General features: G+C 61.7%; 13 protein-coding genes and 1 pseudogene. 9 read left to right on the top strand and 5 right to left on the bottom strand.

What is annotated here, in order from left to right:
• Window positions 1-74: 74 nt before the first annotated feature.
• Both KHO41_RS31660 and KHO41_RS31665 read right to left on the bottom strand, forming a co-directional pair.
• A complete protein-coding gene (locus KHO41_RS31660; protein WP_244874124.1) occupies window positions 75-368 on the bottom strand; it encodes a DUF3307 domain-containing protein in 294 nt (97 codons plus the stop codon).
• 354 nt (window positions 369-722) lie between these two features.
• Window positions 723-881 carry a hypothetical protein gene (locus tag KHO41_RS31665; protein ID WP_211957200.1) on the bottom strand — a complete coding sequence of 53 codons (159 nt, stop codon included), beginning with the start codon at window positions 879-881 and terminating at the stop codon, window positions 723-725.
• Window positions 882-1,070: 189 nt separating this feature from the next.
• Between KHO41_RS31665 and KHO41_RS31670 the strand changes: the two genes are divergently transcribed.
• Window positions 1,071-1,325, top strand: a complete 255-nt coding sequence (locus KHO41_RS31670; protein ID WP_211957201.1) for an AbrB/MazE/SpoVT family DNA-binding domain-containing protein — start codon at window positions 1,071-1,073, stop codon at window positions 1,323-1,325.
• A complete protein-coding gene (locus KHO41_RS31675) occupies window positions 1,325-1,687 on the top strand; it encodes a type II toxin-antitoxin system PemK/MazF family toxin (protein ID WP_211957202.1) in 363 nt (120 codons plus the stop codon). Before KHO41_RS31670 ends, KHO41_RS31675 begins: the two co-directional genes overlap by 1 nt.
• Before the next feature lie 454 nt (window positions 1,688-2,141).
• On the opposite strand, the gene KHO41_RS31680 is transcribed toward KHO41_RS31675, so the two are convergent.
• On the bottom strand, window positions 2,142-4,130 hold the full coding sequence (locus KHO41_RS31680) for a sigma-54-dependent Fis family transcriptional regulator (RefSeq protein WP_211957203.1): 1,989 nt from the start codon (window positions 4,128-4,130) through the stop codon (window positions 2,142-2,144).
• Window positions 4,131-4,472: 342 nt separating this feature from the next.
• Here KHO41_RS31680 and KHO41_RS31685 point away from each other — a divergent pair, with 342 nt between their 5' ends.
• From KHO41_RS31685 to KHO41_RS41805, 6 genes and pseudogenes are all read left to right on the top strand, one after another.
• Complete coding sequence (locus KHO41_RS31685; protein WP_211957244.1) at window positions 4,473-4,922, top strand: lecithin retinol acyltransferase family protein; 450 nt, start codon at window positions 4,473-4,475, stop codon at window positions 4,920-4,922.
• Between the two features lie 401 nt (window positions 4,923-5,323).
• Window positions 5,324-7,468 carry a hydantoinase/oxoprolinase family protein gene (locus KHO41_RS31690; protein ID WP_211957204.1) on the top strand — a complete coding sequence of 715 codons (2,145 nt, stop codon included), beginning with the start codon at window positions 5,324-5,326 and terminating at the stop codon, window positions 7,466-7,468.
• 11 nt (window positions 7,469-7,479) lie between these two features.
• On the top strand, window positions 7,480-9,804 hold the full coding sequence (locus KHO41_RS31695; RefSeq protein ID WP_211957205.1) for a hydantoinase B/oxoprolinase family protein: 2,325 nt from the start codon (window positions 7,480-7,482) through the stop codon (window positions 9,802-9,804).
• A gap of 23 nt (window positions 9,805-9,827) precedes the next feature.
• Window positions 9,828-10,337 (top strand): acetone carboxylase subunit gamma, encoded by a 510-nt coding sequence (locus KHO41_RS31700; RefSeq protein WP_211957206.1) that lies wholly within the window; start codon window positions 9,828-9,830, stop codon window positions 10,335-10,337.
• A 212-nt stretch (window positions 10,338-10,549) separates the two neighbouring features.
• Window positions 10,550-11,550: pseudogene (locus KHO41_RS42005) on the top strand (class I adenylate-forming enzyme family protein).
• The gene (locus KHO41_RS41805) at window positions 11,474-12,064 is read left to right on the top strand and encodes a class I adenylate-forming enzyme family protein (RefSeq protein WP_342344488.1); all 591 of its coding nucleotides are present in this window, start codon (window positions 11,474-11,476) and stop codon (window positions 12,062-12,064) included. The pseudogene KHO41_RS42005 and the gene KHO41_RS41805 overlap by 77 nt, the downstream one beginning before the upstream one ends.
• A 154-nt stretch (window positions 12,065-12,218) precedes the next feature.
• Here the strand turns inward: KHO41_RS41805 and KHO41_RS31710 are convergent, their stop codons facing one another.
• A complete protein-coding gene (locus KHO41_RS31710; RefSeq protein WP_211957207.1) occupies window positions 12,219-12,581 on the bottom strand; it encodes a DUF3307 domain-containing protein in 363 nt (120 codons plus the stop codon).
• A gap of 247 nt (window positions 12,582-12,828) precedes the next feature.
• A complete protein-coding gene (locus KHO41_RS31715) occupies window positions 12,829-13,314 on the bottom strand; it encodes a MarR family winged helix-turn-helix transcriptional regulator (RefSeq protein WP_211957208.1) in 486 nt (161 codons plus the stop codon).
• 231 nt (window positions 13,315-13,545) lie between these two features.
• Here KHO41_RS31715 and KHO41_RS31720 point away from each other — a divergent pair, with 231 nt between their 5' ends.
• Window positions 13,546-15,309, top strand: a complete 1,764-nt coding sequence (locus KHO41_RS31720) for a tannase/feruloyl esterase family alpha/beta hydrolase (protein ID WP_211957209.1) — start codon at window positions 13,546-13,548, stop codon at window positions 15,307-15,309.
• Window positions 15,310-15,325: the final 16 nt, after the last annotated feature.

A 15,325-nucleotide genomic window follows, 5' to 3' on the forward strand; every position in this document is an offset into this window, starting at 1 on the left:
TGCATCGCCGGCAGAAGCAGCCTCACGTCATTCGCAACCTGTTTCAGGAAAAGCATGTTCGCTACGCAGCCTGATCAAACGTACGCACTATTTAGTGCGCCGGTCAGTAACTTCGTGCGTCGGCCGAGGCGCACCTTCCAGCGATCGATCAGGTAGTGAACGACCGCGTCGAAGATTCCTAGCCAGAGCCAGTGGGTCATACCGAAGCCGACGAGCAGCACCGCGGTACACAGGCCATGCAAGCCCGCGTGGGCATAACCACCTGGGCTGCGGAAATCGCCCTTGCCGGCCAGTATCCAGCTCGGCTGCCACAGGTAGTCGCAGATCAGATGCTTGGTGAACAGCGCGAACAGCAGCGGCAACGCCATGGCCAGCCCTCCGCCCCAAGTCATGCCGGACCGTGCGCCTCAACGACTGTGCTCCACACAGAGTGTGGGCGACGGACGCCAGCTGGCCCTTACTCCGCCGCAATGGCGAATGGCTGTCAACTAGTTTTGCACGCCCATGGCCGAGGTCCACCTGGCGGTCGCTTGTGTGCGAGCGGCCATGGGCTCCCACCATGCCCGACTATTTCCTGGATGAACCCATGCCGGGCCCGCCGGACAAGGTCTATTCCTGGTCGACGACCGGCGCAGGACCACCGGTCGATCTCCCTCGCTGCCGTGGCCGCAGCCCGGGCGCGCGCGGCAGCGGGCCAGTTTGGCGATCGTTCGCCGGTGCGATCAAGCGGCGGGGCTGGTCGCGCTTGCCGATGCCTTCAGCCGCCCGTATTCATCCCGCCAAGGATCGGCCAGCATCACGCCGCCGCCGCGAGCCGGCGGCTGGCTGAGCGCGCGCCGCAAGATCTCGCGCACCTCCGCCTCCTCGACAGTGCGCGACAACTTTGGCCATGCTCGATTGCAACCACGAGTGCGTACCTGCACGGCGAGGAAGGTGCGCGTCACGCGGCGACGTAGGAGCCACATCATACTGGGTGGAGCCGACAAGACATAATGAAGTCACGTATCTACTTGTTGAAACAATTGATGGAAACGTTTAAACTTGTATCAACATGGCTAGGAGTACCCATCATGCGCAAAAGTGCAACCCTGACGATTCAAAAGTGGGGCAACAGCCTCGCCGTCCGCATCCCCACTGCGGTGGCTCGTTCCGCGCACTTTGCTGAAGGACAGCAAGTCGAGGTATCGGCCGACGAGATCGGTGTCACAGTCAGGCCTGTCGGCCGCCGTGCTCTCACGCTCGCGGAGAAGCTGGCGCTATTCGACCCGAATCAGCACGGTGGGGAAGCCATGGTCACGCAGCGTGTCGGTGCGGAGGCCATGTAATGGCGGGTAAGCTGTGGGTGCCTGAGCGACGTGACATTATTTGGATCGACTGCAATCCGCAAGCTGGCCGGGAGATGAAGGACATGCATCCGATGCTGGTGCTCTCACCGCGTCCGTTTAATGAGCGGACCAGTATCGTCATTGGCTTGCCGATGACAACGGCAGCCTATAACGAGACCAATCCATTTGCCATCAAGTTTCAGGGGCCGAAGGGAAAGAACAGCTACGTGTTGGCTCACCAACCGAAGTCGTTCGACTGGCGAGCCCGCCATGCCAAGGCCCACCCTTGGAAGCAGGCTCCCTTGGACGTCTTTGCCGCTGCTTGTGAGCAACTGAACCAGATCATCGCCATTGCAGAGTAAGGGCGTGCCTGACGGTACAAGCTCCTGTGAGCCAAGCACGACACGCTGATTTTAAGCATCGGCGCTTGTCGACGGTCCCATGTCTCATAGGATCTCAAGCGCCAAATGTATGTCCGCGCGAATATCGAATTTCTGCGGCTGCGCGTGTTGAAGCCGAACTAAATGGCCGGCCTGCTCGTACTGCTGCACCCGCTAATCCAGTCGCCATCGCAGGCCGTGAGTTCGTGCGTCCAGGAAGAGGCTGGCGGGCTTGCCTACGTTAATCAAAAAGAGGAATGGTTGGTAGTGGGGCGGGAAAAACGACGACAAGGTCTCCACGCGAGTTTGCCGTCGTCACGCAAATTGCGGAAGACCCTACTTCACTTCAACCGCGCTTTGGCTCCGCCAAGGCAAGCACAGCGCTGCTGGACCAGTTGTCGTAAGCGACCGCGCGGTCCAAGCTCGCCGCGCGGCTTTAAGAATTGCCTGGCCGGTCGCGCATCCCGGCTAGCTTGACGTAAAGCGTGCTCCTCGAAATTCCCAGCGTCCGAGCAGCCATGGATATATTTCCGTGGGAATCCGCGATCGCGCTAAGAATTGCTTGTCGTTCCAGTTCCTCAAGCCTCCCGGCCGAGGAGGCCATCGACGAGGGCGGGATGGAAAGAGGGTTCTTCGCCATCGATGCGATGGCCGGGGGCAGTTGCGAAATGTCGATCGTGTCGCCTTCACAGAGCGCAAACATAACTTCGAAGGTATTCTGGAGTTCGCGAATGTTCCCCGGCCAACGATAGCTCAAAAGAGCCTGATGCACAGCCGAATTCAGCTGCTTGGGTCCACAGCCATACTTTTGCGCAAGCTTGTTGTTGAGATGCTCGACGATCGCATCGATGTCGCCAGGCCGGTCGCGCAGCGCGGGCAGTTCCAACGTGACCGCACAGAGGCGGTGGTACAGGTCTTCGCGGAAACGTCTGGCTGTGATTTCGCCCTGCATATCACGGTTGGTGGCCGCAATGACACGCACCGAGACGCGCCGCTCGCGGGTATCGCCAAGGCGCACCACAATGCCATCCTGCAACACGCGTAGCAAGTGCGGCTGCATATCTAATGGCATCTCGCCAATTTCATCCAGAAACAGTGTGCCGCCTTCCGCTTGCTCGAACTTGCCGGGAAGGCCGCCACGACGCGCCCCAGTAAAGGCGCCATCGACATACCCAAAAAGTTCGCTGGCCAGGAGTTCGCGGCTCAGGGCGCCGCAATTGACGGCAACAAATGGCCCCCGACTGCGGTGACTGGCCTGATGTAGCGCTCGGGCGAAGAGTTCCTTACCGGCACCGGTCTCGCCCAGAAGCAGCACAGGCAGATCGAGCGGCGCGAGGCGGCGAGCGCGGGCCTTGGTGGCTTCCAATATCTCACTTTGACCAATGATCTCGCCGAACGCATCGCTCTCAGCCGGTGGTGTCCGAGCCGGCGGCAAGGATATGGTGGGTCGGTTCTGGCGTGCCGCGAGCGGGATCACAAGCATTGTACCCAGCGTACTTTCATGATCCTTTACTGGATGTAGCCATGCGGGGCATAGCCACTGTGGGCGTTGGCAGGACCGATCGATATCCGGGAGTGCCAGATTGAGGCCTGGTAGCTGAGTGCCGATTCCCTGCGGCAAGTTCACGCCATGCATCTCGAGCGCGAGAGGCGCATTCCCGTTGGCGCGAATAACCCGTCCCCGGGCATCGACGAGCACAACGTAGTCGTTGGCGTAACGGATAAAACTGTCGATGGCTTTCGTTAGCAGGCGCTCATGCAGAGCACCGTCGCGGCGAGCCAGTTCCCCCTCTATCTGCTTGGCCGCTGCCAGCACCAGACCCAGCGTGTGGCCATGAAGCGTTTCCTTGACACCAGAGACGTCCACAACGCCCAGCAAGGCGCCACTGAGAGGATCAATGATGGGGGCCGCTGCGCAGGTCCAGCGCTTAACGTCCATGCAGAAATGCTCGTTGGCATGGATCTGAACCGGAGTTCGGGTCGCGATCGCGGTGCCTATGGCATTGGTGCCGATGACTTCCTCATTCCAGCAGCCACCAGCGGCCAGGTTGATCCCTTCACCTGCGTTGCGGACTCCGCTCCCTCCGTCAATGCGGAGAATGGTACCGCCTGCGTCACAAAGCATGATCAGAGTCCCGCATTCCTGCAGGACATCGCGCAGGCCCTCGAGAGCCGGACGCGCGGCATCGCAAAAGTCCCGATTCTGACGCTGCAGCTGGCCAATGCGATCGGACGCCGCCCCCGGTGCGGAGTGCCTGGCAGGGTCGACGGCCTCAGAACGACTCCGCTGCCACGACGCCAGGACGACGCTGCGCACGCCCGCCACATCTAGAGACGGGTCTTGCACAAAACGCTCCCAGGCCGAGGCGACGAGAGGTTCATCGCCGATGCGGGGAATCAAGGTGCCGCAACGAGAAAACGGCATGGGATGGTCAGGGTTAATTGGCTCGAGTAACCGTAGCCCCATGCCACAGCCAAGTCAACAAATCTCTTTTAAATCAATAATTTGTGCTCTGCAGCAAAGGCGGGCTGGGGTGTCCGGAAACCGGACACCCTAGTTTGACTGACCGGAATCCGGACAGGCAAACCGCGGGTGTCGGCCGTGCAGGATCAAAGAAGGCGCAGTCCTTGGGGGATGCCTCTCGCTTGAGCTGGTGGCACGCCGTATGCGGTCCAGCTGTACGAGGGACCGCGGAACGTGGTGATGGCCATGAAAGATTCAACGAGGTCAGGGCGCCAGGTTGGCGAATCAGTCGCGAAAGTGAGCATGACGATCGGTAGCCATCTCGTTACCGAGCGATTTGGCTATACGCATCACGGTGTTTATGCGGGAGACGGGAGGGTAGTGCATTACGCAGGGCTGTCGCGGTTGCTGCATCGAGGCCCAGTGCAGGAGGTCACGCTCGCCGAGTTTGCACATGGGCACGCCGTCTGGGTCAGGAAAAGCCCGGACGCCAGGTTCGATGGCCCCGAAGCTGTTCGCCGCGCCTACTCGCGCCTGGGCGAGGACCGATACCAGTTGGTCTCCAATAATTGCGAGCACTTCTGTATGTGGTGCCTGTATGGCGAAAGCCGCAGCGATCAGATCGATGGTTGGAAGTTCCTGATTGATGTAGTCGGCGCCGCGGTCAAAGCCATCAGGTGGCTTATGGTCACGCCTTTGATGGGACCATCCATCAGGCGAAAAATTTCCCAACACCAGTTTCACCTACGGTGACCACCGTTCGTTCGCCTCGTAGTGAAAGGCGATTGTGAACGGCATGCCCTACGGATTGCCGGATCACGTCGTTGACAGCTAAGGCCAGAGCCTTGGCGTGGTCGCGGAGCACCGCTCGGGCATCGACGCGTTCTTCGCCAGCCCACCAATACCGCATCGATAGCGCAAGCCCGCCAGTAGGCGTCCGATTCCCAGACACCCGCGTGCGCAGTCGTCGAATATCCGGACACCGAGTCCGGACACCATGCGACTAGCGGCGCAACCGAACAGTGCTTTCAACTCATTGATTTTCTTCACATAGCCAGCCTTTCTGGCTGGATCTGGGCCACCTTGGCATGAGCCTTGCCATGCATTGGGCGTGGGGAGATCCCACTACGACGACACCAATGACAGGAGGCAATATGCAACCGCAGTCCACCGTACAGGTGATGGGCATCGATGCTGGTGGCACGATGACCGACACATTCTTCGTGCGCTCGGATGGCCGTTTCGTGGTCGGCAAGGCGCAAAGCAATCCCGGCGATGAATCCCTTGCCATCTATAACTCGTCCGAAGATGCGCTCGCACACTGGGACCGGACAGTGGATGACGTTTATCCGGAACTGGTGACCTGCGTCTATTCCGGTACGGCCATGCTCAATCGCATCCTCATGCGCAAGGGCCTTGATGTTGGCCTGATTTGCAATCGAGGCTTCGAGCAGATCCATTCGATGGGGCGCGCGCTGCAGAGCTACTTGGGTTATGCGCTGGAAGATCGCATCCACCTGAACACGCACCGCTATGACGAACCGCTGGTACCTGTCTCGCGCACCCGTGGCGTCACAGAGCGTACCGACGTACAAGGACAGGTGGTGATCCCGCTGCGCGAAGAGGAAGTCCGCCAGGCCACCCGGGAGCTGGTGGAGGCTGGCTCGCAGGCCATCGTCATTTGCCTGTTGCAATCCCACAAGAACGAATCCAGCGAGCAACGCGCCCGCGACATCGTGCGCGAAGAGCTGAAGAAACTGAAAGCCGATATCCCGGTCTTCGCCTCGGTGGACTATTACCCGTCGCGCAAGGAGAGCCACCGGATGAACACCACCATCCTGGAGGCCTACGGCGCGGAGCCGTCGCGCCAGACCCTGAAGAAGGTCAGCGACCGTTTCCGCAAGCACGGGGCCAAGTTCGATCTGCGCGTCATGGCCACGCACGGTGGCACCATCAGCTGGAAGGCCAAGGAACTCGCACGAACGATCGTCTCCGGCCCGATTGGCGGCGTGATCGGCTCCAAGCTGCTCGGTGAGGCACTGGGCGACGAGAACATCGCCTGCTCCGATATCGGCGGCACCAGCTTCGACGTGGCCTTGATCACCAAGGGCAACTTCGCCATCAAGTCTGATCCGGACATGGCTCGCCTCGTGCTCTCTCTACCGCTGGTCGCCATGGACTCGGTCGGCGCCGGTGCCGGCAGCTTCGTGCGCCTGGACCCCTACAGCAAGTCGATCAAGCTCGGCCCGGACTCAGCAGGCTATCGCGTCGGCACCTGCTGGCCGGAAAGCGGCCTCGACACTGTTTCAGTTTCCGACTGCCACGTGGTGCTGGGCTACCTGAATCCGGACAACTTTCTCGGCGGTGCCATCAAGCTCGATGTGGAACGCGCCCGCCAGCATATCAAGGCGCAGATTGCCGATCCGCTCGGCCTGTCGGTGGAAGATGCTGCCGCCGGCGTGATCGAGTTGCTCGACCTCACCCTGTCCGAGTACCTGCGCGCCAACATAAGCGCGAAGGGCTACAACCCGGCGGAGTTCACCTGCTTCTCCTACGGCGGCGCGGGTCCGGTGCACACCTACGGCTACACCGAAGGCGTCGGCTTCAAGGATGTCGTCGTTCCCGCCTGGGCGGCCGGCTTTTCGGCGTTCGGCTGCGCCTGCGCCGACTTCGAATATCGCTACGACAAGTCGGTGGACGTCGGTGTCGCACAACTCGCACCGGACGGCGACAAGGCTGCCGCCTGCAAGACCTTGCAGGAAGCCTGGTCCGAATTGGCCATCAAGGTTATCGACGAGTTCGTCCTCAACGGCTACAAGCCCGAAGACGTGCTGCTGATCCCCGGCTACAAGATGCAGTACATGGGCCAACTGAACGACCTCGAAATCGTATCGCCGGTCACCAGTGCTGCCACCGCTGCCGACTGGGACAAGATCGTCGAGGCCTTCGAGACCACCTATGGCCGTGTGTACGCCAGTTCCGCGCGCTCGCCAGAACTGGGCTTCTCGATCACCGGCGCGATCCTGCGCGGCACCGTCGTGACCCAGAAGCCAGTGCTGCCGGAAGACCCGGATGCGGGCCCAACGCCGCCCAGGGAAGCCTATCTCGGCCCCCGCCCCTTCTATCGCCACAAGAAGTGGGTGGATGCCGCACTCTGGAAGATGGAAGCGCTCAAGGCCGGCAACCACATCGTGGGCCCCGCCATCATCGAATCGGACGCCACAACCTTTGTTGTACCGGATGGCTTCGAGACGACGGTCGACAAGCACCGCCTGTTCCACCTCAAGGAAGTGAAGTAAGGAGACACGCCATGAACATGATGAGCAACAAGGAAGTGGGCCTGGGCAATCTGCTGCAGGACGGCAAGACCCTCAAGGAGTGCCGCGACGCGATCATTGCCCGCACTCAGGCCACCGGCCACTATAACGGCCTCGACAAGCTGGAGTTCCGCGACAGCGACCCGATCGGCTATGAGAAGCTGTTCTCCAAGCTGCGCGGCGGCCTGGTGCATGCCCGCGAAACCGCGAAGAAGATTGCCGCCAGTCCCATTGTCGAGCAGGAAGGCGAACTCTGCTTCACGCTCTACAACGCTGTGGGTGACTGCGTGCTGACCTCGACCGGCATCATCATCCACGTTGGCACCATGGGCGCGGCGATCAAGTACATGATCGAGAATAACTGGGAGGCCAACCCCGGAATCAATCCAGGTGACATGTTCACCAACAACGACTGCTCCATCGGCAACGTGCACCCCTGCGACATCGCCACCATCGTGCCGATCTTCTGGGAGGGCAAGCTGATCGGCTGGGTGGGCGGCGTGACCCACGTCATCGACACCGGCTCGGTGACGCCGGGCTCGATGTCCACCGGGCAGACCCAGCGCTTCGGCGACGGCTACATGATCACTTGCCGCAAGACCGGCGTGAACGACGAGCCGCTGCGCGACTGGCTGCACGAGTCGCAGCGCTCGGTGCGTACGCCGAAATACTGGATCCTCGACGAGAAAACCCGGATCGCCGGCTGCCACATGATCCGCGAACTGGTCGAAGAAGTGATCCGTGCCGACGGCCTCGAGGCCTACGAGAAGTTCGCCTACGAGGTCATCGAAGAAGGCCGCCGCGGACTGCAGAGCCGCATCAAGGCGATGACCCTGCCTGGCAAGTACCGCAAGGTCTCCTTTGTCGACGTGCCCTACAAGCATGACGACGTGCAGGTCTCAAACGCCTTCGCCAAGCTCGACTCCATCATGCACTCGCCGGTGGAGATGACCATCAAGCCGGACGGCAAGTGGCGCCTCGACTTCGAAGGCGCGAGCCGCTGGGGCTGGCATACCTTCAACGCGCACCAGGTGGCATTCACTTCCGGAATCTGGGTGATGATGTGCCAGACCCTTGTACCCACCCAGCGCATCAACGACGGTGCCTACTTCGCCACCGAATTCCGCTTGCCCAAGGGCACGTGGTGCAACCCGGATGACCGCCGCACCGGCCACGCCTATGCCTGGCACTTCCTGGTCTCGGGCTGGGCGGCGCTGTGGCGCGGCCTGTCGCAGTCCTACTTCAGCCGCGGCTATCTGGAAGAGGTCAACGCCGGCAACGCCAACACTTCCAACTGGCTGCAGGGCGGCGGCATCAACCAGGACGGCGAGATCCACGCGGTTAACAGCTTCGAGGCCAGCTCCTGCGGCACCGGCGCCTGTGCCGTCAAGGATGGCCTCAACCACGCCGCCGCGATCTGGAACCCCGAAGGCGACATGGGCGACATCGAGATCTGGGAGATGGCGGAGCCATTGCTCTACCTAGGGCGCAACGTCAAGGCCAATTCCGGCGGATACGGCAAGTACCGAGGCGGTTGCGGGTTCGAGACGCTGCGCATGGTGTGGAACGCCCAGGACTGGACCATGTTCTTCATGGGCAACGGCTTCATGAACAGCGACTGGGGCATGATGGGCGGCTACCCGTCCGCGACCGGCTATCGCTTTGAGGCGCACAAGACCGGCCTGGACCAGCGCATCGCCATCGGCGATTCCCTGCCGCTCGGCGGCGACATCGACCCGGGCAACCCCGACTTCGAGCGCCACATCGATGCCACCGCCGAGGTCAAGCGCGACAAGCAGTGCATCACGACGGAGGACTGCTACGCCAACCATGACCTGTACCTGAACTACCTGCGCGGTGGGCCGGGCTTTGGCGACCCCCTCGATCGGGACCCGGAAGCCATCGAAGCGGACCTCAACCAGAAGTTCCTGCTGCCGGCCTACGCGCAGAAGGTATATGGGGCTGTCTTCACCCAGGACGACAAGGGCGTCTTTACCGTGAATGCTGCCAAGACCCAAGCACGCCGTGCAGAAGTTCGCAAGGAACGCTTGGCCCGGGCGTTGCCGACGCGCGAATGGATGAAGGAAGAGCGCGAACGCATTCTCAACAAGCACGGGTCCGTCCAGGTGCAGCACATGTTCGCCACCAGCTTTGCCCTGTCTGAGAAGTTCACGCGGGAGTTCAAGGAATTCTGGAACCTGCCCGCCGACTGGCAGGTGCGTGAAGAAGAGCTGGGCGTGCCATCCTACGGCGCCAAGCACCGCATGGACCTCTCCCTGCTGCCCGACGTCACCACTGTCGTCCAGGTCGAAGAGTAATCACCGCATCCAGGAGCTGAAACATGTCAACCTACACCAATGAACAGGTCGCCCACCTCGTCGAAGGCTCCCTTGACTGGGAAACCACCTTCCGCATGCTCTCGATGCCCAAGGACGATAGCCGGTTCGCGCAGTACCTGGCGGCCCTGCAGGCCAAGGTGAACTTTCCTGACCGTATCGTGCTACCGCTCAGCCCGCACATGTTTATCGTGCAGTCGGCCAAGAGCAAAAAGTGGGTAGTCAAGTGCGACTGCGGTCACGAATTCTGCGATTACCGCGAGAACTGGAAGCTCCATGCTTCGATCTACGTGCGGGACACGGAGGAGGCGATGACCGAGGTGTATCCGAAGCTGATGGCCCCCGACACGCAGTGGCAGGTGTATCGCGAATACTACTGCCCATCGTGCGGCACCATGCACGACGTCGAGGCGCCTACTCCGTGGTATCCCGTGATCCACGACTTCGAGCCCGACATCGAGGCCTTCTACAAGGAGTGGGTGAATCTCCCGGTGCCGGAGCGCGCGTCGGATTAAGCGTCGCCTGAATCGGAGGGCAGGCGAGCCTGCCCTCCGAGAACGGGCGAGCTGGGACTCAGTAAGGCGTATGAAGAAGTGGGCGCCCTATGAGGCAGCGCGAGCAAAGGCGAGCTGTATCGCCGTGCTTGCTTCCCCGGCTCACCAACCAGTCCGAAATCGAATCACTAACGACGGCAACGGAAGGCAGCATGAACACGAACCTCGCGCATATGCTGGTCCGCACAGCCCGCGCATACCCCGCTCAGGCCGCGCTTTTTCTCGGCACTGAGCAGCTCTCGACCTTTGCTCAGCTTGCCGACCGCGTCGCTCGGTGCGCTGGGGGATTGCGCGACTGGCTCGGTCTGCATGCCGGTGACCGAGTGGTGCTCATCATGAAGAACTGTCCTCAGTATGTCGAGTTGTTATACGCAATCTGGCATGCAGGACTGTGTGCGGTACCAATCAACGCCAAGTTGCATCCGCGCGAGATCGACGACATCGTACGAGACAGTGGTGCGTCCGTTTGCTTTGTCAGCGATGTGAATGCAGTGACAAACGCAAGGACCATCGTTGTCGACTCCACCGACTATCACGCCCTCTTTGCGGCGCCCGGTGTACCGGTTGCCGATGTCGTCGGGGATACCCTTGCCTGGCTGTTCTACACCAGCGGAACGACGGGCAAGCCAAAGGGCGTCATGCTCTCGCACGGGAATCTGAGCGCGATGTCCGGAGCGTATTGCGGCGCTGTCACGCGCATCGTCCCAGGCGACGTCTCATTCACGCTGCGCCAATGTCCCACGGCTCGGGGCTTTACATCGTCCCGCACATCGCCGAAGGTGCCAGTCAAGTCATTCCATCCTCGGGCGGTTTCAATGCCGCCGAGCTGGTCGAACTCGTTGCGGCGTACCCGCGAACAAGTCTGTTTGCGGCGCCGACCATGCTCAACCGCCTGGTCGAGTACGTGCGCCGAAGCTGTGCCGATCTCTCGAATCTCAAGGTCATCGTTTGCGGCGGCGCCCCCCTCTATCTGGAGGATGAAGTCGCCGCGCTTGACTGTCTGGGCGCGAAAATTGCGCAGATCTATGGCCAGGGCGAAAGTCCGATGACGATTACCGCCCAGACGTCAGCGGAGCCATGCTGCAGGCGACCGCGACGTGCTGGCTTCCGTTGGCCGTGCCTTTCCAGGCGTGGAGATTCGCATCGCCGATACCCACGACGACCCTCTCCCTGAGGGTGAAATTGGTGAAGTGCTGGTGCGCGGCGCTGCCGTGATGCAAGGCTATTGGAATAATCCGGAGGCCAGTGCGGGGACGTTGCGCAATGGTTGGTTGCATACCGGCGATGTCGGCTGCATGGACCAACACGGCCGGCTTATCCTGAAGGACCGCAGCAAGGAGACGATCATCAGCGGTGGTTCTAACGTCTACCCGCGCGAGGTGGAGGATGCGCTGCTCACGCATCCTGCCGTGGCGGAAGTCTCCGTGCTCGGGCGCAGCCACGCCGACTGGGGAGAGGAAGTGGTGGCCGTTGTCGTTCGCAAGGCCCGGACGCAGGTGACCATGTCCGAGTTGGACCAATGGTGTTTGCGCCGGATTGCCCGATTCAAGCGGCCCAAGGCGTATCTGTTCGTGGAAGCGTTGCCGAGGAACGCCAACGGCAAGGTGCTCAAGGCTGCGCTGCGTGACTTGGTGGCCAAACGTGGCGAGGAGTCGAATGCCAGAACCTGGCGCTGGAAGCTTGCATAGCAGGAACGACTGCGTGGTCCCGTGAGAGGCGCAACCCGTTGTCATAGTCAGGCGGCGAAGATCCGTGGTGTCTCTGTCGGCATGCCGTTCACGCTTCGAGAGCGGCAAGGGCTGCAATCTCGACCGGCCGGCGCGCTCGCCTAAAACTCACAAATCAGTTCGGCATCCCAGCTAGCCAGACAATGGCAAGGTAGGTCAGCACGTGCGCGTACTGGTCCAGGCCAAATGCCCACCAGAACTGCGGCTGATTCGGTGTCAACTTGGCGCGTCGGCCGAGGCGCACCTTCCAGCGATCGATCATGTAGTGGATGACAGTGTCAGAGATGCCCAGCCAAAGCCAGTAGGTGACACCGAATCCCCCGAGCAGGGCAGCCGTGCACAGGCCATGCAGACCCGCGTGGGCGTAGCCACCTAGCTTCCGGAAATCGTCCTTGCCGGCGAGCATCCAGCTCGGCTGCCACAGGTAGTCACATACGAGATGCTTGGTCACCAGCGCGAGCAGCAGCAGCAACGCCATGATCAACCCTCCCCAAGTCTATGCTGTGCTGTAAGGCTGCCCCCTTCCGCCCTTCGCAGTGAAGGCAGCCGCCTCCGGTATTCCTCCATCGTAGGCGAAGACGGTCGCCGCTTCGTCGCATAGTCAGCCCTGGCGTTGGTGCGAGACCGCCTGATGCGCTTGCTGGTCAGCGTGTCGATATCGTGCGAGCGTGTCTCGCACAAGGCCCGGTCCCGACCGATGACCAGGCAACAACATCTCATCATCCTCAGCGCAGATTGCGCGCACATTGCGTCAGCCATTGACGAAGCAAATCCACGTGTTGCGGATCGATGCCTTCCAGCATTTCCGCTTCGAGCTTCTTCACGGTCTCGTCGCAACGCGCCAGCAGCGCCCGTGCATTCTCTGTCAGGCTCAGCTTGACGACGCGTCCGTGCGTCGGATCTGCCTCACGCACGATCCAGCCCTTGGTCTCCATCATCTTGACGATTTCGTTGGCCGACTGCGGTGACATGAACGACCGTTCGGCCAGCTGCGCATTGGACAGGCTGCCTCTCGCCTGCAATACGGACATGGCCGTGAAGAACGGCAGCGTAATGCCATGCGGCGCGAGTGCCTCGGTCAGCCGGCGCTTGACGATGCGATCGGTGCGACCGATGAGGTAGGGAATACGGATCGGCGCGGAATTCACTACTTCCGGCGTGGCGGCCTGATCGACGTCCTTCGTTGTCTTTTTCGTTCTTGACGTTGCCATGGTGGTATGCGGTGCTTTCTGTGTCGCGTCTTGAGAGTCGTTAGGGGTTTACTCGCAACGATGATAATCTACTTGATGTATCAGGAAGCCTGATATTATATTGATACGGCGTTGACGTGCCGTAGAGGCACCCGCGCACCACGCGATACGGCATTTGACCTCCGAGCACCCGGGGGCGGCAGTGATCATTGCCGCACCACCGGCCACGATCTGACAATAAGGGAGACATCCATGCAGCAAATCCTTGCCGGCGGCGCCTTGGCGGCCGCCGCGATGGCGCTCGTCTCGTTGACGGGATGCGGTAGTGGGGACGATACCGGCAACACCACAGCCGGGGCGTCCACTCCGGCTTCCTCCACCGCGTTGCCTTCAGTCTCGCCAGCGACCGGCACTACGATGGGCGCCACGTGCGAAAGCCTTGCCGGTCGCCTGGCGTTCCAGAACACATCGGTCACGGCGGTCAGCACGGTGGCGGCCGGCGCCGTCAAGATCGGCGGCAGAGACGTCGCCGAGCATTGCCTGATCACGGGCAACATGAACACGCGCGTGAGCCAGGTGGATGGCAACACCTACGCCATCGGCTTCGAGATCCGCATGCCGAAATCCTGGAATGGCCGGTTCTTCTACCAGGCCAACGGAGGACTGGATGGAAGCGTCGCCACTGCGTTCGGCACGTTCGGCGGCGGCCCGGTGACTGGGGCGTTGGCCATGGGCTTTGCTGTCATCAGCTCGGACGCGGGCCACAGCGGCAGCCAGAACCCGCTGTTCGGTTTTGATCCGCAAGCGCGCATCGACTATGGCTACAACGCCGCGGCGACCCTGACGCCAATGGCCAAGGCGTTGATCGGGCAGGCCTACGGCAAAGGGCCCGATCGCAGCTACTTCGGCGGCTGCTCTAACGGCGGACGCCACGCGATGGTGGCGGCAGCGCGGCTGGCTTCGCAGTACGACGGCATCCTCGCGGGCGACCCCGGTTTCCACTTGCCCAAGGCGGCCGTTGCGCAAGTGTATGGCGCGCAGCAGCTCGCCACGGTCTCCAGTCTGGGCACTGATGGCCTGCCGGACATTTCGACGGCGCTGACGCCGACGGAGGCATCATTGATCGCAACTCGCGTGCTCGCAAAGTGCGACGCGCTTGACGGTGCCACGGACGGCATGGTCCACGACCTCAAGGCGTGCCAGGCGCAGTTCAGCCTGGCCAACGATGTGCGCAGCTGCTCCGGCGCGCGCGATGGCACGTGCCTCACGGACGCGCAGAAGACCGCCCTTGGCAATATTTTCACTGGGGCACGCAACAGTGCCGGGCAATCGCTCTATGCCAGCTTCCCGTTCGACGCGGGGATCAGCGGGGCCAACTGGGCGCAATGGAAGCAGACGATGTCGGTCACGCGCGATCCGGCGGCGCTGGCCTTCGTCTTCACCGTGCCCCCCGCACCGGCATCCACCAATAGTGCCTTGAAGGCTTATGCGTTCAACTTCAGCATGGACGTCGATGCGCCGAAGATCTTTGCAACCAACGGCATCTATGCCGAATCGCCCTGGTCGTTCATGACGCCACCCGACGAAACCAATCTGTCGGTGCTGAAAAGCCGTGGCGCGAAGCTGATCGTGTATCACGGCACCAGCGATCCGGTGTTTTCCTCCAACGACACCACGGACTGGTACGAGCGCCTCACGGCAGCGAACGGGGGCGATGCCAGCAACTTCGCGCGGTTCTTCCCGATCGCGGGAATGAACCACTGCTCGGGCGGGCCGACCGCGGACCAGTTCGACATGATCACCCCGCTGGTGGCATGGGTGGAGCAGGGCAAGGTGCCCGACAGTGTCGTGGCCACGGCGCGCGGCGCGGGCAACGCGGTGCCGAATGCCGAAGTATCGACCGCCTGGAACACGGGAAGCACTGACCGCACGCGGCCGCTGTGCGCGTATCCGAAGACGGCCCGCTACGCCGGCTCCGGCGACATCAACGATGCGGCGAACTTCCGCTGTCTCTGACCTCTGCACCACGCAA

The sequence above is a fragment of the Cupriavidus numazuensis genome (assembly GCF_905397435.1).
Lineage (GTDB): Bacteria > Pseudomonadota > Gammaproteobacteria > Burkholderiales > Burkholderiaceae > Cupriavidus > Cupriavidus numazuensis.

What these genes read in the sequence shown, in the direction of transcription:
- KHO41_RS31660 (WP_244874124.1), bottom strand. Translation starts at nt 368, where the DNA reads ATGGCGTTGCCGCTGCTGTTCGCGCTGTTCACCAAGCATCTGATCTGC.
- KHO41_RS31670 (WP_211957201.1), top strand. Translation starts at nt 1,071, where the DNA reads ATGCGCAAAAGTGCAACCCTGACGATTCAAAAGTGGGGCAACAGCCTC.
- KHO41_RS31675 (WP_211957202.1), top strand. Translation starts at nt 1,325, where the DNA reads ATGGCGGGTAAGCTGTGGGTGCCTGAGCGACGTGACATTATTTGGATC.
- KHO41_RS31680 (WP_211957203.1), bottom strand. Translation starts at nt 4,130, where the DNA reads ATGCCGTTTTCTCGTTGCGGCACCTTGATTCCCCGCATCGGCGATGAA.
- KHO41_RS31685 (WP_211957244.1), top strand. Translation starts at nt 4,473, where the DNA reads ATGACGATCGGTAGCCATCTCGTTACCGAGCGATTTGGCTATACGCAT.
- KHO41_RS31690 (WP_211957204.1), top strand. Translation starts at nt 5,324, where the DNA reads ATGCAACCGCAGTCCACCGTACAGGTGATGGGCATCGATGCTGGTGGC.
- KHO41_RS31695 (WP_211957205.1), top strand. Translation starts at nt 7,480, where the DNA reads ATGAACATGATGAGCAACAAGGAAGTGGGCCTGGGCAATCTGCTGCAG.
- KHO41_RS31700 (WP_211957206.1), top strand. Translation starts at nt 9,828, where the DNA reads ATGTCAACCTACACCAATGAACAGGTCGCCCACCTCGTCGAAGGCTCC.
- KHO41_RS31710 (WP_211957207.1), bottom strand. Translation starts at nt 12,581, where the DNA reads ATGGCGTTGCTGCTGCTGCTCGCGCTGGTGACCAAGCATCTCGTATGT.
- KHO41_RS31715 (WP_211957208.1), bottom strand. Translation starts at nt 13,314, where the DNA reads ATGGCAACGTCAAGAACGAAAAAGACAACGAAGGACGTCGATCAGGCC.
- KHO41_RS31720 (WP_211957209.1), top strand. Translation starts at nt 13,546, where the DNA reads ATGCAGCAAATCCTTGCCGGCGGCGCCTTGGCGGCCGCCGCGATGGCG.